This window comes from Ruegeria sp. CRTD044 (genome assembly GCF_059613485.1).
This window is the reverse complement of record NZ_JBXWSP010000015.1, coordinates 17575-37562: the sequence shown is the minus strand read 5'-3', so window position 1 is coordinate 37562 and position 19988 is coordinate 17575. Positions and strand designations below refer to the sequence as shown.

Genomic DNA, 19988 nt, shown 5'->3' with positions numbered 1-19988 from the left:
CATATTTTTTGGGGTTTCAGTGCTACTATTCGTTGTGTTCGCCCACAATATCCCGTTACAGTTACGCGGTGAGGCCCAATAGATCGGGCACGTTAAGGAGACCAAGAAATGGCAAAGCCTATGACGAAGACTCAGCTGGTTGCTGCTCTCGCTGAGGAAATGGGAACCGACAAGAAATCCGCGAACGCGGCGCTGGAGGCGATCACTGGCCTGATCACCCGCGAAGTTTCGGCCGGTGGCGCTGTGACCCTGCCGGGCGTCGGCAAGATCTACTGCCGCGAGCGCCCCGAGCGTCAGGTGCGCAACCCGGCCACTGGTGAGACCTTCACCAAAGAAGCCGACAAGGTTGTGAAGATGACCATCGCCAAGGCCCTGAAGGACAGCGTCAACAGCTGATCCGCGCCTTAGGCAAAACGATCAAGGGCCGCGATTTCGCGGCCCTTTTTCTTTGGTATTTGTTTACCGGGTCCGTTGGACCAGACCCGGTGTTCTCGTGGGTCGAGGTCAGTGAACAGTCTCGACCTTGTGGAAATCCAAGTCCCGATCTTCGGGCATCGAGTCGATGCTCATCACCTCTTTGCGCTTGGCGATCAGGATATAGACCACGCAGGCGAGGTAGAGGCCAACCACCACGGCGCCAATCCACTGAATCTGCAGCCACTGGCTCTGGAACAGAAGCGTCAGCACAAACAGAAGCACCACATTGCCGGCAACATAGGCCGTCTTGCCGAAGCGTTCGACCGTCATGTTCAGGTTGTCGGTATAGAGCCTGATCAACGAGTCCAGTGAGTTGATCACGAAGGTCACGCCGACGATAACCATCGCGATGTTGGTGATGCCTGCGGTGCTGATGCCGTTCAGGTGATAGTAATAAAGCACGCTGAACCAGATCGCCAAGGGGATCGACGGAAAGATTAGCAACGCCGCCAGCAATTGCCAGGTGGTCAGCCCTCCGACAAAGCGCGAGGTAAACTGACCGATCATGATCGACCAGGCAAACCACCAGAACAGGTAGAAGGCGTGATAGTCGGTCAGAGGCAGTACGAACTTGTGGATATTGGCGAAATACGCCCCGATATTGCTGCTGGTTTCCACGAAACCCGCAACGCCCATACCGGCCGCGGCCCACATGCCAAGGATCAGTGCCAGGAACAGAAACGTCGAGCCGACAGAAAGAATCCGCACGTATTTCAGGTCAGTCGAGGAATAGGCCGCGGCCAGAATGACGACAAACACGATGATGTAAAACGTGGTCACTACGGACTCGCCATCACCAACTTCGGGCAGGTATCCGGGCAGGTAGATCAGGAACAGGCTGGCGGTGAAAGCGCAGGTCCCGATGATCACGACGTTGTTGATCAACTTGACCACCGGGATTTCAAAGAACTGCACTCGGGGTTCGATGACGCAGAAATAGAAGGCCGTCAGGAAATAGAAGGCCCAGATCAGAAAACCCCAGAACCCGAACTCAATCGCCAGCGGGTTTGCGAACACATAGGCCGGATCTTCGGCATAGCCTCCGAATTCGGTGAGCGGGAACATGATCAGCCCGACATCCAGGCCGGATGTGAACAGGATCGCGATGAAAGTGAACAGATGTACAGGTGTCACGCCCACGCACCGCAGGTTCCACCATTTCACGACGAAGAACGCTACCAGCCCAAGAGCAAGCAGGACCCCGAATGACAGGATGTATTCCAATAGCACCGACAAACCTCCCTTTAGAACTCAGATCACCGAGCGGATATCTTTAATTGGCTGGTCAATCAATAAAACCGGCACCCACGGAAAACTTGCGCGCACCATGTGTCTTTTTTGACGCTCGGGCGCTTGTGGCCTGCGGGAAAATCGGAAACAGTCGCCGCACATTCAAACAGGAGCGGTCATGGATCTGCGCGCCATCGCCATGGGGCTGGCCTTTGCCTTCATCTGGTCGTCGGCCTTTACCTCGGCGCGGATCATCGTCGCGGATGCCTCGCCGCTGTTTTCACTGGCGGTTCGCTTCCTGATTTCCGGCATTCTGGGTGTCGCCATCGCCGCGGCCATGGGCCAAAGCTGGCGCCTGACGCGGTCGCAATGGTACGCGACCATCCTGTTCGGAATCTGCCAGAATGCCCTGTATTTGGGTCTGAATTTCTATGCAATGCAAACGGTCGAGGCCTCGGTCGCGACGATCATCGCCTCGACCATGCCATTGCTGGTGGCTCTGGCCGGCTGGCTGCTGTTCGGGGAACGGTTGCGCCCGCTGGGTGTTCTGGGTCTGCTGGCCGGGTTCGCCGGCGTGGCCCTGATCATGAGCAGCCGGATCAGCGCCGGGATCGACCTGTTTGGAGTTGCTCTCTGCGGCTTGGGCGCGCTGGCGCTGACCTTCGCCACGCTGGCCGTGCGCGGGGCGACCTCGGGCGGGAATTTCATGATGGTCGTCGGTTTGCAGATGTTCGTCGGGTCGGCGGTTCTGTTCATCGCCGCCCCTTTGTTCGAGACGATCTATGTCCGTCCAACCTGGCCGCTGGCGTTGGCCTTCACCTACACAACCCTGTTCCCCGGCCTGCTGGCCACGCTGATCTGGTTCCTGCTGCTCAACCGGATCGGACCGATCCGCGCGGCGACCTTCCATTTCCTCAACCCGGTGTTCGGGGTCACGATCGCCGCGATTCTGCTGGGTGAGCGGTTGGGCGCAATGGATGCCGTCGGCGTTGCGGTCACCACGCTGGGCATTCTGGCCGTGCAGTTGTCACGCCAGCCGGTTCAGCGCAGCAGGGCCTCGACCTGACGGCGCAGCTTGCGGGAATCCGGCCGGGTCGTCGACCCAAAGGTCGCCACGACCTCACCTTCGGAGCTCAGCAGGATCTTGTTGAAATTCCAGTTGGGCACAAACCCGGTTTCGGCCGCGACCGCTTTGTAGAACGGGTGCGCCTGCGGACCGGTCACGGGAGTGATGTCGGTCATGGGCAGAGATAGGTCATAGTTCAGCTGGCAGAACTCCTTGACCTCGCTGGCGGTTTCCAGCTCCTGGTTGAAGGAATCCGACGGGACCGCCAGAACCACCAAACCCTTGGGTCCATAGGTGTCCTGCAGCTTTTGCAGCCCGGAATATTGCCCGGTAAACCCGCATTGCGAGGCCGTATTGACAACCAGAACCGGCTGGCCGCGCCAGTCCGCAAGCGACAGCGTGCCGCCATCAATTGAAGCGAACTCTCCGGACACGGGCGCGGCCTGCACCATCCGGCCGATCAGCAACAGGGCAGACAACAGCAGCATTCTGAACATGGCGTGACCTCCTCTTTGTCATTGATACGCACGAAGCACGGCGGCAGATCACCCGCACGATCGCGCGAGCCGGGTGAAACAGGGCTTTGCTTTTGTCGCGGCGCGCCCCAAATATCTCGGCAACGTATGAAACGCCGGAGGACCCATGCCCAAATACACCAAAGATCCATCGGTTGTCGCCGCCCTCTCGCCCGAGGAATTCCACGTCACCCAGCGCAACGGGACAGAACGCCCCGGCACCGGAAAACACCTAAACAACAAGGAACCCGGCATCTACGTGGATATCGTATCGGGCGAGCCGCTGTTCGCCTCGACCCACAAATACGAATCGGGCTGTGGCTGGCCCAGTTTCACCAAACCCATCGTGCATGACCACGTCACTGAACTTGAGGACCGCTCGCTAGGCATGATCCGGACCGAGGTCCGCTCGAAACATGGCGACAGCCACCTGGGCCATGTGTTTCCCGATGGTCCGCTGGATCAGGGTGGGCTACGCTATTGCATCAACTCCGCCGCGCTGCGGTTCATCCATCGTGACGACATGGAGGCTGAGGGCTATGGCGAATACCTCGATCAAGTGGAGGACCCGAAATGACCGAACAACGCGCCGTTCTGGCCGGAGGCTGCTTCTGGGGCATGCAGGACCTGATCCGCAAGCTGCCCGGCGTTCTGCGCACCCGCGTCGGATATACCGGCGGCGACGTGCCCAACGCCACCTATCGCAACCACGGCACCCATGCCGAAGGGATCGAGATCCGGTTCGACCCCGCGCAGATCACCTATCGCGATCTGCTCGAGTTCTTCTTCCAGATCCACGACCCCACCACCGTAAACCGTCAGGGCAATGACATCGGGATGAGCTATCGCTCGGCCATCTATTACTGCGACGAGACGCAGAAACAGATCGCGCTGGACACGATCGCCGATGTGGATGCCAGCGGGCTGTGGCCCGGCAAGGTCGTGACCGAGGTCGAACCCGTCGGCGATTTCTGGGAGGCCGAGCCCGAGCATCAGGACTATCTTCAGCGTATCCCAAACGGCTATACCTGCCACTTCCCGCGCCCGGACTGGGTTCTGCCCAAACGCAGCAGCGCCGCCGAATAGAGGTCAGCCGACGGCCACCCGCGGGCGGCCGCTGGCTTCGACGGTCAGCATCGCCTCGACGAAGACATCCTTGCCTTCGATCCGGGCGGTGCGGATGTCGCGGTTGACAATCACGCGGATATCCTCGGCCCCGGCCTCGCGCACGGCGCTTTCGGTCTCGCGCCGCAGCTCAGCCTCCAGCAGGTCCAACGCGGGTTCGGGCGTGGGGAAATCCTGCGGCCCGTCGTTCAGATGCACTCGGTACCGGCCTTCGGATGGAGCGGTCACGGTGCCCGCCCGCCGCATGGTCAAGCGCCCCACGACGGCCCCGATCGCATTGGCCACCCCGGCATGGTCGGGCAGTACCATGGTACAGCGCAGCCGCTCACCGACCGCCGGGTAATAGCTTGGCGCCGAGGCCCCCAGCCCGACCACATCCACGTTCAGCTTCGTATCCAGCGCCAGCAGACCGCGATGCCCGCGCAACCCCCGCCGCGTGAGCACATGGCGCGCCAGATCCTCGGGCGGCAGGCCGAAAGCCTCGGCCTCTTCCGCAAAAGCAGTCTCTAACAAGGTCAAAACGGTCTGTTCAGTCAACTGATCCACGATCATGCCGGCCAGTTCATCGGCCGAGCCCGCCAGCCGGTCACCTGACCCCACACGCCGGCGCGCAATCAGCTCCAGCGCCTTGCGCGCGGCACCCTCATCCCAATCGGACAGGCGTCCCAGAACGTGGCTGGCATCCGACGGCGTCACCCCCGAGATCTGAACGATCCCGCGGTCCACCAGCCGGGTCAGAGCTCCGTTTTCCATCCGGGTGCGCAAAAGGGCGCTCAGGGGCAGAACCCTATCTCCCAGCCGCTCCAACAGCCCCGCCTCGCGCGGGCCCAGACCCTCGGCGTGGATGCCGGGCACGCGGCGGGCGAAACGGGTGTCGTGCTCGCCCACCGTGGTCGCGCGCAACTGCTCGTCCAGCGCGGCATGGACCACCTCGGGCACCTCAGCCGCGATCAGCGACACCGGCAACACCCGGCGCGGACCCAGGAACACGCCGCCGCGCAGGCCCTCGGTCACCACATGCACCTGGCTGTCACCGCCCAGACCATGAGTGCGCATCGCCACCGCCTCGACCATGGTGCGGAACCCGCCGACACGGGCGCCCGCCGGGTCGATCGCCGGTTTGCCGTCGCGGATCAGCGCCACATCGGTCGTCGTCCCTCCGATATCCGAAACCAGCGCGTCCTGAACTCCGGTCAGCCAGCGCGCCCCCACGATCGAGGCCGCCGGACCGCTGAGAATGGTTTCGATCGGTCGCTCCCGCGCCTGCTCGGCGCTCATCAAGGCGCCATCCCCACGCACCACCATCATCGGCGCGTCGATGCCCAGCTCGAGCAACACATCCTGCGCCCGGCCGATCAGACGGTCGATCATTCCGATCAGGCGCGCGTTCAGCACCGCCGTCACCGCACGTTTCGGCCCGTTCAGCTTGGCCGACAACTGATGCGAGCAGGTCACCGGCGCGCCGGTCTTTTCGGTGATGATCCGCGCGACCTCAAGCTCGTGCGCGGGGTTGCGCGTGGCGAACTGGGCCGCTACCGCGAACCCGGAAATCCCGGACTGCTGGTCGAGAAATTCGCGCAACGCCCCTGTATCCAACGGCGCGGCCTCAGCCCCGGCATGGCTGTGCCCGCCCGCGATCGCCAGCGCCGGGTCACCCTTCAGCGCATCGCGCAGCCCATGCCTGTCCAGATCGCCATCCCGAAACCCGACATAGATCAGCGCAACGCGCCCGCCCTGCCCCTCGACCAGCGCGTTCGTGGCCAGCGTCGTCGACAGCGACGCCATCGAGATCTGGTCGGGTGCGACCTGCGCCTGGTCCAGCACCGCCCGGATCGCCCGCCCGACGCCGATCGCCAGATCCTCGCGCGTGGTCAGGGACTTGGCCGAGGCGATCACCTCTTCCTCGTCCCGGATCAGCACCGCATCGGTGTAGGTTCCACCGGTATCCACGCCCAAAGCCAACGCCATCGGGGTCTCCATCCTGTTCGCAGTCACGGGTGTAGCGGTTTGAACCGACGCGTCCAGCCTGTTTGCGGCATTCACGACAGTTGTTCGACCGCCCAGCGCGCCGCGTCGGCCACCGTAGGGTCGGGATCCTCGGTCAGCGCCTGCGCGACCGGAATCAACTGCGCCGACCCGGAATTGCCGATGGCATACAGAACGTTGCGCACGAAGCGGTCGCGCCCGATCCGCTTGATCGGAGAACCCGAGAACCTGGCCCGGAACGCCAAATCGTCCAACCCGGCCAGTTCCGCCAGCGGCGGTGCCATCAGGTCTTGGCGCGCGGCATAGCGGATGTCGCTGGCCGCCACCGCGAACTTGTTCCACGGGCATGCGGCCAGACAATCATCACAACCATAGATGCGGTTGCCCAGCTTGCCGCGCAACTCCTGATCCACCGGCCCCTTGTGCTCGATGGTCAGATAGGAAATGCAACGCCGCGCATCCAGCTGATAGGGCGCCGGGAAGGCATCCGTGGGGCAGGCATCCAGACAGGCCCGGCACGACCCGCAATGATCCACTTCCGGTGGATCCGCTGGCAGGTTCAGAGTAGTGAAAACAGACCCTAAAAAGGCCCAATTGCCCCAATCCCGGCTGACCAGATTGGTATGTTTGCCCTGCCACCCCAACCCGGCCGCATGGCCCAGTGCTTTCTCGGGCACCGGCGCGGTATCGACGAACACCTTCACCTCGCCCCCGGCCTCGGCAATCAGCCACCGGGCCAGCCGCTTCAGCCGCTTCTTGACCAGATCGTGGTAATCCCTGTTCTGCGCATAGACCGAGATCGCCCCGCGATCGGGTCGCCCCAGAACCTCGGTCGGATCATGATCCGGCGTGTAACTCTCGGCCAGCATGATGACCGAGCGCGCCTCGGGCCACAGCTGCGCCGGATCCCCCCGCCAATGGGTCCGTTCGGCCATCCAGCCCATCTGCCCGTGATAGCCCGCCGCCAGAAAGGCCTCCAACCGCGCAGGCACTTCCGGCACGTCCCAGGGTCGGCAGATCCGGCACGCCACGAACCCTTCGGCCCGGGCCTGCGCCACCAACTTGTCCTTCAATGCCGTCGCGCTGTTCATCTGGCCCAAAATATCCTCGGGGGTGAATTGGCCGAACGGGCCAAGAGGGGGCGGACAGCCCCCTGCCCCAACCTATCAGAAATCTAGGTCGGCGTAATGGGCGGGCGGGCGGAAGCCCGGCACTTGATCCGCCAGGATCGACCGGAAGGCCGGGCGTGACTTGATCTTGGCGTACCAGTCCTTGACCACCTGGCTGCGGTTCCAGTCCACGTCCGAAATGTAATCCAGCGACGACAAGTGCGCGGCAGCGGCAAAATCGGCCAATGTCATCTGATCTCCGGCCAGCCAGCGCCGCTGATCCAGCAGCCAAGCCATGTAGTCCAGATGAAATTTGATCGCCCGCGCGCCTTCCTTGACGTTTTTGCTGTCGGGATAGCCCTGACCGGTCACTTTCTTGTTCACCCGCTCGTACAGCAGCTTGGATGTCACCTCGTGGTGGAATTTGTCATCAAACCAACTGACCAGACGGCGCACCTCGAGCCGGGCTTCCGGAGTTTTCGGCATCAATGCGGGTTCCGGCCGCGTTTCTTCGATGTATTCGCAGATCGCCGCGCTTTCTGACATCACCCGGCCATCCAGCCGCAGAACCGGGACCTTGGCCGCAGGGTTTCTGCGCAAGAAGTCCGGGGATTTTTCCCAGTACTTTTCCTCGACCAATTCGACTTCGATCTTCTTTTCCGCCAAGGACAGGCGGACTTTTCGACAAAAGGGGGACAGGGGAACGTGAAACAAACGCGCCATGTGGATCCATTCGAACCAATTGAGTACCGCTCAGCAATAGCCGCTGACGGGCAGAAGTTTCAATCCTCGAAGCAATCTGCGCGACCATCTGCGCGGATGGTGGCCGCTCCATCGCGGATCGCGGCCGCCCGTCTGCGAGTGTAAACCGACGGGTCCGTGACCGAACGGTTTCGCGGTGAGGGAAGGATTGCCGCCAGCCGCGCCGCCTGCACCGGGCTGAGTTGGGCGGAACTGACACCAAAATTCTTGCGGGCGGCCGCCTCGATCCCGAACAGGCCCTCACCGGTCTCCGCCACGTTCAGATACACCTCGAGAATGCGCTTCTTGCTCCAGAAGATTTCGACGACCGGGGTCATGGAGGTCTCAAGCGCCTTGCGCACCCAACTGCGCCCCTGCCACAGAAAGACATTCTTGACCACCTGCTGAGAAATGGTCGACGCCCCGCGGTTGCCACCATCTTCAAGCGCATCGCGGATCGCGTTCACGTCAAATCCCCAATGCAGGCAGAAATTCGCATCCTCGGCCGCAACGACCGACCGGGCCATGTGCGGAGACATATCCTCGATCGCGACCCATTCCCGGTCCACCTTGCCCAGGCGGCGCCACTCGGACCAGATCGTATGGGTGATCGGCGGGTTGACCACGGTGTAAAGCAATACAAGCGCCACGAACGCCGCGGCCAGGGCACCGATGACACGCAGTACCCACCGCCGAATCCAAACGATGAGCGTTTCCTTTTTCCGAGACCGGGTTGCCTTTTTGGACTTACCGCGGGATTTGCGCGCTGCTTTCTTCGCCATGTTCCTGCTATACGCCGCAGCATCGGTATTTGGAACGGAATTATGACGCGATCAGCCGTCCTTCGCGCGGGCGCACCACCGGACGGGCGGTTTTCGGACCACCATCTTCCACCACTCCCAATTGCGGGAACAGGCGCAACAGCTCGGCCTGGGTTTGCCGGTCAGACCGCGTAACGGCGTGGCCGGGATAGTAGCTTTCGCTTTTGGCGCCGTTGGCGATGACGATCTCGTGCTGGTCGAACAACAGGTGGAAATACTCGACCTCGCCGCCTTCGACCCTGGTCACCGTCGTGCCGTTGACCAGGGAATGTGCGGCAATCAAAACCTCGGGGTGGCCGTAGAAATAAGCCGCGCGCCAATCGTCGATCAGCATCCGGTGCTGCGGCGAGAACAGAGTGTCACGGTCCAGTCCCAGAACCCCTGCGGCAAAGCGGATGGGTGCGGCGTTGCCCTCGGCCGCAACGGTGGTTCTGCCGACCCAGATCAGAGCCTGCGCGCCGTTGTCCACCGTCGTGACCTGGTCACCGGCCTGCAGATCCTCGACGCGGCGCAACCCATCCGGAGTCTTTATCATCGTTCCGGCGGTAAAACACGGCGGCCCAAGCTCACCCGGAACCACAAGGGGACCCTCGGTATTGACGAAAGTCGTCGAGACAAGCGTTCCCTCTTGCAGCACCTGACCGTCCGTCGGGGTGAAAACTCGACTGCCGTCAGCCAGATAGAATGTGATTCCCGTGTAGGTGACATTTCCTACTCCGGACACGTTGATCGTCACCGTATCGCCCGGCCAGGATCGGGTAACATCGATGCCGTTGACCGAGTCATTGTCGAAACTGTCGATATCGCCATCGTCGTTCTGGTCGACCAGATTGTACTTCTCAACCGTCAGAAGGGTCCCCGTTGCCGGCGGGCTGGCCGGATCCATGGCAAAGAACTGGTCAAGATAGGTCGTGGGCATGCGACGACTCCCAGGCGTAATTGGTGGCAAGCGGAAGCATTGGCGAAATTTCCAAACTTTCCGTGTACAGGCCTAGCGACACACAATGTTTTTTCAAGAAATCCGGAAACGGGGGGACACAAAACGAAAACCCCGCGTGTCTTTTCAAACACGCGGGGCAGGTTTCACAGGCAGTCTTACTCGGCCGGAACCGCCGCTGCCTCGTGGCTCAGCGGGTGGCTGAGCTTGTTCAGCATTTCCTTCGGACAGACCTGCAGGAAGTTCGACAGCTCAACATCCCAGTGCTGCAGGATGTCGGCGGCCTTGCGGCTGCCGGTTTCCGCTGCGTGACGTTCTATCAGCGATTTCAGCTGGGTCTCCCAATGCTCGACCGTTACGGGGCAGGTCACCAGGGTTTCCATGTTCATCAGCAGCTGCGCCTTGCCTTCGGGGTCGTACAGATAGGCCATGCCGCCCGTCATCCCCGCGCCAAAGTTCGCGCCGATGTCACCCAGGATCACCGCAACGCCGCCGGTCATGTACTCACACCCGTTCGAGCCGCAGCCTTCGACCACCACGGTGGCACCCGAGTTGCGCACGGCGAACCGCTCACCCGCACGGCCGGCCGCGAACAGGTACCCGTCGGTCGCGCCGTACAGGACCGTGTTGCCGATGATTGTATTCCGGTCGGCCTGCAGCGGGCTGACCTGCGGCGGGCGTACGACGATGGTGCCGCCCGACAGGCCCTTGCCCACATAGTCGTTGGCGTCACCCGACACTTCCAGTTTGAGCCCCGGCGCGGCGAAGGCGCCCAGCGACTGACCGGCCGAGCCCTGCAGCTTGACATGCAGGTGGTCCGGCTGGAACGTGTTGCGCATTCCGAAATTCTGCACGATGTGGCTGGACACGCGGGTGCCCACCGTCCGGTGCGTGTTCTGCACGGCATAAGACAACTGCATCTTCTCGCCATCTTTCAGGAACCGCGCTGCGTCGCGCACGATTTCAGAGTCCAGCGTATCGGGCACCGCGTTGCGCGGCTTGTCACGGTCATAGACGATGTTCTGTGCGCCATCGACGGTGATCAGCAGCGGATTCAGGTCCAGATCGTCCAGATGCGCCGACCCGCGGCTGACCTGCGCCAGCAGATCGGCCCGGCCGATAATCTCGTCCAGCGACCGCGCGCCGATGCTGGCCAGAATCTCGCGCACTTCCTGCGCATAGAAAGTGATCAGGTTCACCACCTTGTCGGCATTGCCGGTGAACTTGGCGCGCAGGCTCTCGTCCTGCGTACACACGCCCACCGGGCAGGTGTTCGATTGGCACTGGCGCACCATGATGCAGCCCATCGCAATCAGGGCGGCGGTGCCGATGCCGTATTCCTCGGCCCCCATCATCGCCGCCATGACGATATCGCGCCCGGTGCGCAAACCGCCATCGGTGCGCAGGGTCACCCGCTCGCGCAGGTTGTTCATCGCCAGAACCTGATGCGCCTCGGTCAGGCCCATCTCCCACGGCAGGCCGGCATATTTGATGCTGGTCGCGGGCGATGCCCCTGTGCCGCCATTGTGGCCCGAGATCAGGATGATGTCGGCCTTGGCCTTGGCCACCCCGGCGGCGATCGTGCCCACGCCCGAGGACGCCACCAGCTTGACCGTCACCTTGGCGCGCGGGTTGATCTGCTTGAGGTCATAGATCAGCTGCGCCAGATCCTCGATTGAGTAGATGTCGTGGTGCGGCGGCGGCGAGATCAGCGTCACGCCCTTGGTCGAGTGACGCAGGCGCGCAATCAGATCGGTGACCTTCATGCCGGGCAGCTGGCCGCCTTCGCCGGGCTTGGCACCTTGAGCCACCTTGATTTCCAGCTCTTCGCACTGGTTGAGGTATTCGGCGGTCACACCGAACCGGCCCGAGGCCACCTGCTTGATCTTGGCCGAGGGGTTGTCGCCATTCGGCTCGGGCACGAAGTGAGCGGGATCTTCCCCACCTTCACCCGAGTCGGATTTGGCGCCGATCCGGTTCATCGCCACGTTCAGCGTCTTGTGCGCCTCGGGGCTGAGCGCGCCCAGCGACATGCCCGGCGTGACGAACCGCTTGCGGATCGAGGTGATCGACTCGACCTCCTCGATCGGGATCGGCTTGCCCAGCGGTTTGAAATCCATCAGGTCGCGCAGATGAATCGGCGGGTTGGCCTGCATCTTGGCCGAATACTGCTTCCACAGCTCGTAAGACGCGCGGTTGCAGGCCATCTGCATCATGTGCATCGAGGTCGCTTCCCACGCATGGGTCTCACCCGATTTGCGGGCCTTGTAGAAGCCACCGATGGGCAGAACGTCCAGGCCACTCTCCCAGCCTTTGGCATGGATTCCTTCGGCTTTGGACTGAATGCCGGTGACGCCGATGCCCGAGATCCGGCTGGTCATGCCGGGGAAATATTCGGCCACCATGGCGCGGCTCAGGCCCACGGCCTCGAAATTCAGGCCGCCGCGATAGGACGAGATCACCGAAATGCCCATCTTGGCCATGATCTTCAGCAGGCCCTGGTCGATCGCCTCGCGGTAACGCGCGACGTTTTCGGTCAGGCTGCCTTCGAGCAAGCCGCGTTCGATCCGGTCGGCCAGCGAATCCTCGGCCAGGTAGGCGTTGACCACGGTCGCGCCACAGCCGATCAGCACCGCGAAATAATGCGGGTCGATGCATTCGGCCGACCGCACGTTGAGCGAGCAGAAGGTCCGCAGACCCTGACGGATCAGGTGCGAATGCACCGCGCTGGTGGCCAGGATCATCGGCATCGCCACTTTGCCGGGGCCGGAATACTGGTCGGTCAGCACCAGGTGACCCGCGCCCGAACGCACGGCCTCCTCCGCCTCGGCGCGGATGCGCGCCAGCGCGGCGCTCAGCGCGCCGGTGCCGGGTTCGAAGGTACAGTCGATCTCGGCCAGCGGCGCATCGAAATTCGCCACCAGTTCTTCCCACTGCGCGTTGCCGACAAAGGGGCTTTCCAGCACAACGATCTCGGTCTGGCTGCTGTCCTCGTCCAGCACGTTCTTGAGGTTGCCGAACCGCGTCTTCAGCGACATCACCCGGTATTCGCGCAGGCTGTCGATGGGCGGGTTGGTCACCTGGCTGAAGTTCTGGCGGAAGAAATGGCTGAGCGGCCGGTACTGTTTGGACAGAACCGCCGAAGGCGTGTCGTCGCCCATCGAAGCGATCGCCTCTTTGCCGTCCTCGGCCATCGGTGCAAGGATCTGCTCCAGCTCTTCGACCGTGTAGCCCGCCGCGATCTGGCGCTTGCGCAGCTCTTCACCCGAGAACAGCGGCTTTTCAGTCACCTTGGCCAGCTTTTCGTCCAGATCGTTGATCTTGCTGACCCAGTCCCCGAACGGCAGCGTCGCGGCCAGCTTGTCCTTGATCTGCTTGTCGCGATACAGCTTGCCCTTCTTCATGTCGACGGCCAGCATCTGGCCGGGGCCCAGCGCGCCTTTCTCGACAACGCTGGCCTCGTCGATCGGAACCATGCCCGCCTCGGACCCGGCGATCACCAGTCCGTCGCCGGTGACCACATAGCGCATCGGACGCAGGCCGTTGCGGTCCAGCCCGGCGCAGACCCAGCGCCCATCCGTCATGGCCAGCGCGGCAGGGCCGTCCCACGGCTCCATCACCGAGTTGCAGTAGGAATACATGTCGCGCCAGGCTTGCGGCAGTTCCACCGCCTGTTTCGACCAGCTTTCCGGCACCAGCATCGTCTTGGCCATCGGGGCCGAGCGGCCCGCGCGCACCAGAACCTCGAACACCGAATCCAGCGCCGCCGAATCCGACGATCCGCCCGCGATGATCGGTTTGATGTCTTCGGCATAGTCGCCAAAGGTCGCCGAGGCCATGCGGATCTCGTGGCTTTTCATCCAGTTGATGTTGCCCTTCAGCGTGTTGATCTCGCCATTATGGGCCAGCATGCGGAACGGCTGCGCCAGCCACCATTGCGGGAAGGTGTTGGTGGAATAGCGCTGGTGATAGATCGCAAAGGCCGACTCAAAACGGTCGTCCATCAGGTCGGGGTAGAACACGGCGACCTGCTCGGCCAGCATCATGCCCTTGTAGATGATCGACCGGCAGCTGAGCGAGGCCAGGTACAGCCCCGAAATCCCTGCGGCGGCGGCGGCTTTCTCGATCCGGCGGCGGATGACGTACAGCTCGCGCTCGAACGTGTCCTCGTCGACGCCCTTGGAATTCGAGATCAGGATCTGCTCGATCTCGGGCCGGGTCGCGTTGGCCTTTTCGCCCAGGCAGGTGACATCCACCGGCACATGGCGCCAGCCATAGATATAGTAACCCATCCGCAGAACTTCGGTTTCCACGATGGTCCGGCAGCGCTCCTGCGCGCCGAAATCGGTGCGCGGCAGGAACACCTGCCCCACGGCGATCAGTTGGTCCATCTTGGGTTCGTGCCCGGTGCGGCGGATCTGGTCATAGAAGAACGGGGCCGGGATCTGCACATGGATGCCCGCGCCGTCGCCGGTCTTGCCGTCGGCATCCACCGCACCGCGGTGCCAGATCGCCTTGAGCGCATTGATCCCGGCCTCGACCACCTTGCGGCTTTTCTTGCCGTCAACCGAAACCACCAGGCCGACCCCGCACGAGGAATGCTCTTCCTGCTCGGAATACAGGCCATTTTCGGCCATCCACTTGCGCTTGGCTTCCTCGGCCCGGACCCAATCGGCATCATATTTCGTCATTGGTTGTCTCCTTCTTCCGACGGGGCGTACATGGCCATGACCTCGGCTTCGGTCATCTGGCGCCGTTCACCTGCGAACGCGTAACCCTCGGGCTTCTTGTCGATGTAAAGTTCAAGTTTCAGCGTGTTGCCGGCCGCGTTGTCGAACAGGCCTGCCGCGATCTGTGTCTGGCCGTGCATCTCGCCCGGCAGGGTGATCCGGTACCACAGTGCCGAGCCGCATTCTTCGCAGAAGGCACGTTCGGCCCAGTCGGACGAGGTGAAGGTCTTGACCGGCCCCAGCGCCGCATAGCCCGGCTGGGCCGGAAAGGTGACCAGCGCGCTGCTGGTCCAGCGGCGGCACATGTCGCAATGGCAGGCGCCCAGCGCGTCGCGGGCGGGGGTCGCGGTCACGGTGACCGCGCCGCACATGCATTGGCCTTGCAATTCGGGCATCCTGTCCCTCCTGTCGCTGGGCTGCGGGGTCACTCGGCCGCAAGCGCGGCCTTGCCGTTGAACCGGTCGATGATGGCCTGCGCGCAGTCACGCCCGTCGCGGATCGCCCAGACCACCAGCGAAGCACCGCGCACGATGTCACCGATGGCATAGACGCCGTCCATCTCGGTCTCGCCGGTTTCGAACGCGGCCTTGATGGTGCCCCAGCGGGTCACGGGCAGGTCGGGCTGGCCGAACAGGGCGGGAAGGTCCTCGGGCTCGAAGCCCAGCGCCTTGATGACCAGATCGGCCTCTTCGACGTAATCCGCGCCTTCGATGACTTCGGGGGCCTGGCGGCCGGTGGCATCGGGCTGGCCCAGGCGCATCTTCTGCACCATCACGCCGGTGACCCGCTCATCGCCAACAAAACCCTTGGGCGCGCTGAGCCATTCAAAGATCACGCCCTCTTCTTCGGCGTTCTGGGTTTCGCGCTGTGAACCCGGCATGTTCGCCCGGTCGCGGCGATACAGACATTTGACCGAGGTCGCACCCTGACGGATCGAGGTGCGGACGCAATCCATCGCCGTATCACCGCCACCGATCACGACCACCTTCTTGTCCTTGGCGTTCAGGCGGCCATCGTCGAACTCGGGAACCGCGTCACCAAAGCTTTTGCGGTTCGAAGCAGTCAGGAAATCGATTGCCTTTTCGATACCGGGCAGGCCACTGCCGGGCATGGTCAGATCCCGTGACTTGTAGACGCCCGTCGCAATGATCACGGCGTCGTGTTTTGCGTGGATTTCGGCGAACTTGGCAGAGTCGACGTCACAGTTCAGTTCAAAAGTGACGCCGCCCTCGGCCAACAGGTCGTTGCGGCGCTGAACTACGTCCTTTTCCAGCTTGAAGCCCGGAATACCGTACATCAGCAGCCCGCCCGCGCGGTCATAGCGGTCATAGACCGTGACCTGAATCCCGGCCCGGCGCAGCATGTCCGCCGCCGCCAGGCCACCAGGCCCGCCCCCGATGATGCCCACGCTTTCGGGGCGCTCGGCGGTTGGAGCAACAGGTTTGACCCAGCCTTCTTCCCACGCGGTGTCGGTAATGTATTTCTCGACCGCACCGATGGTGACAGTGCCATGGCCCGATTGCTCGATCACGCAGTTGCCTTCGCACAAGCGGTCCTGCGGGCAGATACGGCCGCAGATCTCGGGGAAGGTATTGGTGGCCTGGCTGGTCTGATAGGCTTCTTCCAGCCGTCCGGTAGCGGTCAGGCGCAGCCAGTCCGGGATGTTGTTGTGCAGCGGACAGTGCGACTGACAGTACGGCACACCACACTGGCTGCAACGGCTGGCCTGCTCGGCGGCTTTTTCGGCAGCGTATTCGGCATAGATTTCATGAAAGTCCGCTCTGCGATCGGTTGCGGCGCGCTTTTCAGGCATGTCACGATCGATCTGCACAAATTTCAGCATCGGTTGCTTGGCCACGGTCAGACTCCATGAATTGGCTTGGTCGGATTTCTTTATGCGAAGCCAATTCGGATGAAAAGTCAATTGTACTGACCTAAAATGGAAAAAATCGGAAAGATCGATCTCTTTCGGCGACTTTCTGTTCATTTTTAGGGCCGCTTCGGACCTAAATCCTGACTTTCCTTTTGCTGATCGCGCTTATACGCCTTGAATGCAAAGAACACGGGCGCAGACACGGGCGGGCAGATGAGTCTTTTTCAGCTGATTCTGGTGGCGATCATCCAGGGGATCACCGAGTTTCTGCCGATTTCGTCATCAGGCCACCTGATCCTGCTGCCCAGCCTCACCGGAATGGATGACCAGGGCCTCGCCATCGACGTCGCGGTGCATGTGGGCACATTGGGCGCGGTGGTTCTGTATTTCTGGAGCGACGTGAAACTGGCCCTTGCGGGTCTGCCGCGTGCATTGCGCGGGCGCATCGACACCCCACAGTCTCGACTGGCCATGGCCTTGATCGTGGCCACCATCCCGACCGTCATCGTCGGCGCGATCCTTCACCTGACCGGGCTCAGCAGCGCGATGCGGTCCGTGGCCGTGATCGGGTGGACGATGCTGGGCTTCGGATTGCTGCTGTATTGGATGGACCAGAAAGGCCCCCAGACCAAAGAGGCCGCGGACTGGGGGCTGCGCGACGCGGCTATTTTGGGTCTGTGGCAGGTCCTGGCGCTGATTCCCGGAACCTCACGGTCGGGGATCTGCATAACTGGCGCGCGGCACTTGGGATATACCCGCGAGGACGGCGCGCGCATTGCGATGTTGATGTCGATCCCCACAATCATCGCCTCGGGTGCGTTGCTGTCGCTGGACGTGATCGGGCAGGCCAACGCTCAGCTGGCCAAGGACAGCGCCATTGCGGCCGTGTTCGCCTTTGTTTCGGCCCTGTTGGCACTGAGCCTGATGATGCGTCTGCTGCGTAGCATCAGCTTCACGCCATATGTGATCTATCGCGTGATCCTGGGTACGATCCTGCTGATTGTCGCTTACAGCTGATCAGATGCGCAGGTTCCGGGCCGAGTTCTGGATGTCGTCGTACTGACCCGACGGGCGGAATTTCCACAGGTATTCCGGCAGAACCGATTCCAGCGAAGCAGGCTCGATCCCCAGAACGGCGAAACCTTTCGCTCCTTCGGACACCACATTGTCACGGCGCAGGTTCTTCAACTGGTCGCGGGTCAGGATGTTGTTCGGAAACAGCTGGAAGCTGACGAATTTCAGCATGTCCAGAACCCCGGCCATGATCCGCCCACCCCAGAACGGCAGACCGATGATGATGCGGCGGCGGTGGATCACCTCGAGCATCTGCTGCATCAGTTCGCGGAAGGTCTTGGCCTCGGATCCACCCAATTCGTAGACGCCCGGTGCGGCCTGACCCAACACGCCCTTGACCGCGGCCTGCGCCACGTCATCCACAAACACCGGCTGGAACCGGGTGTCGGCGCCAAAGATCGGAAGGAAGGGCGAGATGCGGGTCATGCCGGCGAAACGGTTGAAGAACTGATCCTCGGTCCCGAAGATCACCGAGGGCCGCAGGATCACGGCATCGGGCATATGGGTCAGCACGGCAGCTTCGCCCGCAGCCTTGGTGCGGGCGTATTCGCTGTCGGAATTCGCGTCAGCACCGATGGCCGAAATGTGGACCATACGGGAAATGCCTTGCTCGGCCGCCAGACGGGCGATGCGGCCCGCGCCTTCGTCTTGCACGGCGCCAAACCCATTCTTGCCCAGTTCGTTCAGAACGCCAACGCAGTTGACGACCGCATCGGCGCCATGCATCGCACTGGCCACCGAGGCGTCGTCGCGGATATTGCACAGAATTGGCTCGACCTGGCCCACGACGCCATAGGTCTTGACGAAGATCGCCTCGTTCGGACGGCGGACCGCCACCCGTACACGCCACCCTTCGTTCGCCATGCGTCGCGCGATATAGCGGCCGACGAATCCCGATCCACCGTAAATCGTGACCAGTTTGGACATGGTTGGGCTCCTGCTGTGTAGGTCTTGTTCCGATCTACCGCTCCAAAGCCCGGCAAACAAGGCGCAATAACGCCGCGCATCAGGCAAAAAACATTGCCGGAACCGGCGGGATCGCGCCGCGGGAAGGTGGCCGAAAAAAAACTTTCGAAATTCCGTTCGAATCCTGTTGACGCCCTCGGCGAGTAGGCTTAAACGCCCCTCCACGACACCTGCCCAGGTGGCGGAATTGGTAGACGCGCTAGCTTCAGGTGCTAGTGTCCGTATGGACGTGGAGGTTCGAGTCCTCTCCTGGGCACCATATCCCCGAACAGATATGACGACCGCGCAAACCACCCTCGAACCGGTGGTCGGCTCTCATTCCGTCTTCTGCAATTCCTCCATCTCGCGGCGACGGATCTTTGCCTGAGACCGCACCCGCTTGGTGAATTGCTGGGGAAGGTCCGGTCCGCGCAGCGCTGCGTAGGCCTTGCTGCTCGGGTCGCCGATCAGCTCGGCGTATTTGACCCATGTGCAGAAGGCAAAGACATCGCGCAGGCTGACATGCTCACGGGTGTTGCTCTCCCGGGCTTGTGCCGGAAGCTTGATCGACCTGAAATAGGCCTTTTCGATAGCCGGCCATTGCGGATCGGGAACGAACTCGGGCGCGTCATCGGTTTCCGGGAATTTGAATGCCGGATACTTCTGCCCGTATTCCGAACATCCGTGCGAGATCTTGCTGCTGATTCCTTCAATCCCATGCTTGGCCTGAAGATCGCGGAACGCCTGCAGGCATGCGCGCACGTCATCAACGGTGTCGCAATAGATATAGGCCTTGTACGGGAATTTGATCCCGTCGCGCAGCTCGATCATGCATTTGCGGGCATTGTCATTGGGTAGATCCAGCTTAAGCAGCAGGGCGTAGGTCTGGAACATTGCACGCAGGTCATGCGGCAAAATCTGCACCTTGTAGCAGTCATTGCACAGCGCCGGGATGGCGCCGGTCTCTTTGAAGAAGTCCAGAAAAACGCCGCAATAAGCGTTCTGCCCGCGCACCTTGAGGACACGCCCGGAAAAGACCTGCCCGATCGGCACCGCTTGCGAAACACCGCGGTTTCGCAATGCGGCCAACCATGCGCGGTACTGTTCGACCATGTGCTCGGGCTCAAAAAGACCCGCCCGCCAATCGGCGCCCAGCGAGGTAACGATGTCCGCTTGTGCCGCAGAAAAACGCCCAGCCGAACCCGGAGCCTTGGGCGCATGTTCCAGCCGTGTGACCAGCTGACGAATCGACTTGAGATCACCTGGCTTCATCGCCAGCCAATTCTCAAGTTCGGCAATTTTCGAGGTGGGGGGCACCACTGTCTCCTGCTGCATCAGCGCCAAACGCTATGCAGGTGC

Annotated in this window: 17 protein-coding genes and 1 tRNA gene; 6 read left to right on the top strand and 12 right to left on the bottom strand. The window is 62.1% G+C overall.

Annotated elements, in window-relative coordinates; genetic code table 11:
- Positions 1–108: 108 nt before the first annotated feature.
- Positions 109–396, top strand: coding sequence for an HU family DNA-binding protein (locus AC2FNL_RS12260; RefSeq protein ID WP_170340577.1), 288 nt, complete (start codon positions 109–111; stop codon positions 394–396).
- Positions 397–504: 108 nt separating this feature from the next.
- Here AC2FNL_RS12260 and AC2FNL_RS12255 read toward each other — a convergent pair whose 3' ends face one another.
- Complete coding sequence (locus tag AC2FNL_RS12255; protein WP_496833831.1) at positions 505–1701, bottom strand: BCCT family transporter; 1197 nt, start codon at positions 1699–1701, stop codon at positions 505–507.
- 184 nt (positions 1702–1885) lie between these two features.
- Here AC2FNL_RS12255 and AC2FNL_RS12250 point away from each other — a divergent pair, with 184 nt between their 5' ends.
- A complete protein-coding gene (locus AC2FNL_RS12250) occupies positions 1886–2773 on the top strand; it encodes a DMT family transporter (RefSeq protein ID WP_496833816.1) in 888 nt (295 codons plus the stop codon).
- Here AC2FNL_RS12250 and AC2FNL_RS12245 read toward each other — a convergent pair.
- Positions 2749–3270, bottom strand: coding sequence for a glutathione peroxidase (locus AC2FNL_RS12245; RefSeq protein WP_496833815.1), 522 nt, complete (start codon positions 3268–3270; stop codon positions 2749–2751). The two genes, AC2FNL_RS12250 and AC2FNL_RS12245, sit on opposite strands and share 25 nt — an antisense overlap.
- A gap of 145 nt (positions 3271–3415) precedes the next feature.
- Here AC2FNL_RS12245 and msrB point away from each other — a divergent pair, with 145 nt between their 5' ends.
- On the top strand, positions 3416–3865 hold the full coding sequence (gene msrB, locus AC2FNL_RS12240; RefSeq protein ID WP_005979690.1) for a peptide-methionine (R)-S-oxide reductase MsrB: 450 nt from the start codon (positions 3416–3418) through the stop codon (positions 3863–3865).
- On the top strand, positions 3862–4374 hold the full coding sequence (gene msrA / locus AC2FNL_RS12235; protein ID WP_496833814.1) for a peptide-methionine (S)-S-oxide reductase MsrA: 513 nt from the start codon (positions 3862–3864) through the stop codon (positions 4372–4374). The genes msrB and msrA overlap by 4 nt, the downstream gene beginning before the upstream one ends.
- A 3-nt stretch (positions 4375–4377) precedes the next feature.
- Here the strand turns inward: msrA and AC2FNL_RS12230 are convergent, their stop codons facing one another.
- The 8 genes from AC2FNL_RS12230 to AC2FNL_RS12195 form a co-directional block, all read right to left on the bottom strand.
- Positions 4378–6381, bottom strand: a complete 2004-nt coding sequence (locus AC2FNL_RS12230) for a hydantoinase/oxoprolinase N-terminal domain-containing protein (protein WP_496833813.1) — start codon at positions 6379–6381, stop codon at positions 4378–4380.
- Between the two features lie 71 nt (positions 6382–6452).
- Positions 6453–7490 (bottom strand): tRNA epoxyqueuosine(34) reductase QueG, encoded by a 1038-nt coding sequence (queG, locus tag AC2FNL_RS12225; RefSeq protein WP_496833812.1) that lies wholly within the window; start codon positions 7488–7490, stop codon positions 6453–6455.
- Between the two features lie 75 nt (positions 7491–7565).
- A complete protein-coding gene (gene fzlA / locus AC2FNL_RS12220; protein WP_170368951.1) occupies positions 7566–8231 on the bottom strand; it encodes an FtsZ-binding protein FzlA in 666 nt (221 codons plus the stop codon).
- Positions 8232–8290: 59 nt separating this feature from the next.
- On the bottom strand, positions 8291–9031 hold the full coding sequence (gene mtgA, locus AC2FNL_RS12215; protein WP_093963812.1) for a monofunctional biosynthetic peptidoglycan transglycosylase: 741 nt from the start codon (positions 9029–9031) through the stop codon (positions 8291–8293).
- A gap of 40 nt (positions 9032–9071) precedes the next feature.
- Positions 9072–9989, bottom strand: a complete 918-nt coding sequence (locus AC2FNL_RS12210; RefSeq protein ID WP_093963813.1) for a Hint domain-containing protein — start codon at positions 9987–9989, stop codon at positions 9072–9074.
- Positions 9990–10165: 176 nt separating this feature from the next.
- Positions 10166–14698, bottom strand: coding sequence for a glutamate synthase large subunit (gltB, locus tag AC2FNL_RS12205; protein WP_496833811.1), 4533 nt, complete (start codon positions 14696–14698; stop codon positions 10166–10168).
- The gene (locus tag AC2FNL_RS12200) at positions 14695–15132 is read right to left on the bottom strand and encodes a GFA family protein (RefSeq protein WP_496833810.1); all 438 of its coding nucleotides are present in this window, start codon (positions 15130–15132) and stop codon (positions 14695–14697) included. Before AC2FNL_RS12200 ends, gltB begins: the two co-directional genes overlap by 4 nt.
- 29 nt (positions 15133–15161) lie before the next feature.
- Positions 15162–16595: an NAD(P)-dependent oxidoreductase gene (locus AC2FNL_RS12195; protein ID WP_496833809.1), complete on the bottom strand. Its 1434-nt coding sequence runs from the start codon at positions 16593–16595 to the stop codon at positions 15162–15164.
- 228 nt (positions 16596–16823) lie between these two features.
- Between AC2FNL_RS12195 and AC2FNL_RS12190 the strand changes: the two genes are divergently transcribed.
- The gene (locus AC2FNL_RS12190) at positions 16824–17627 is read left to right on the top strand and encodes an undecaprenyl-diphosphate phosphatase (RefSeq protein ID WP_496833808.1); all 804 of its coding nucleotides are present in this window, start codon (positions 16824–16826) and stop codon (positions 17625–17627) included.
- Here AC2FNL_RS12190 and AC2FNL_RS12185 read toward each other — a convergent pair whose 3' ends face one another.
- Positions 17628–18611 carry a complex I NDUFA9 subunit family protein gene (locus AC2FNL_RS12185; protein WP_496833807.1) on the bottom strand — a complete coding sequence of 328 codons (984 nt, stop codon included), beginning with the start codon at positions 18609–18611 and terminating at the stop codon, positions 17628–17630.
- Between the two features lie 211 nt (positions 18612–18822).
- On the opposite strand from AC2FNL_RS12185, the gene AC2FNL_RS12180 reads away from it, so the two are divergent.
- A tRNA-Leu gene (locus tag AC2FNL_RS12180) sits at positions 18823–18909 on the top strand.
- Between the two features lie 56 nt (positions 18910–18965).
- On the opposite strand, the gene AC2FNL_RS12175 is transcribed toward AC2FNL_RS12180, so the two are convergent.
- Positions 18966–19964, bottom strand: a complete 999-nt coding sequence (locus AC2FNL_RS12175) for a hypothetical protein (RefSeq protein ID WP_496833806.1) — start codon at positions 19962–19964, stop codon at positions 18966–18968.
- Positions 19965–19988: the final 24 nt, after the last annotated feature.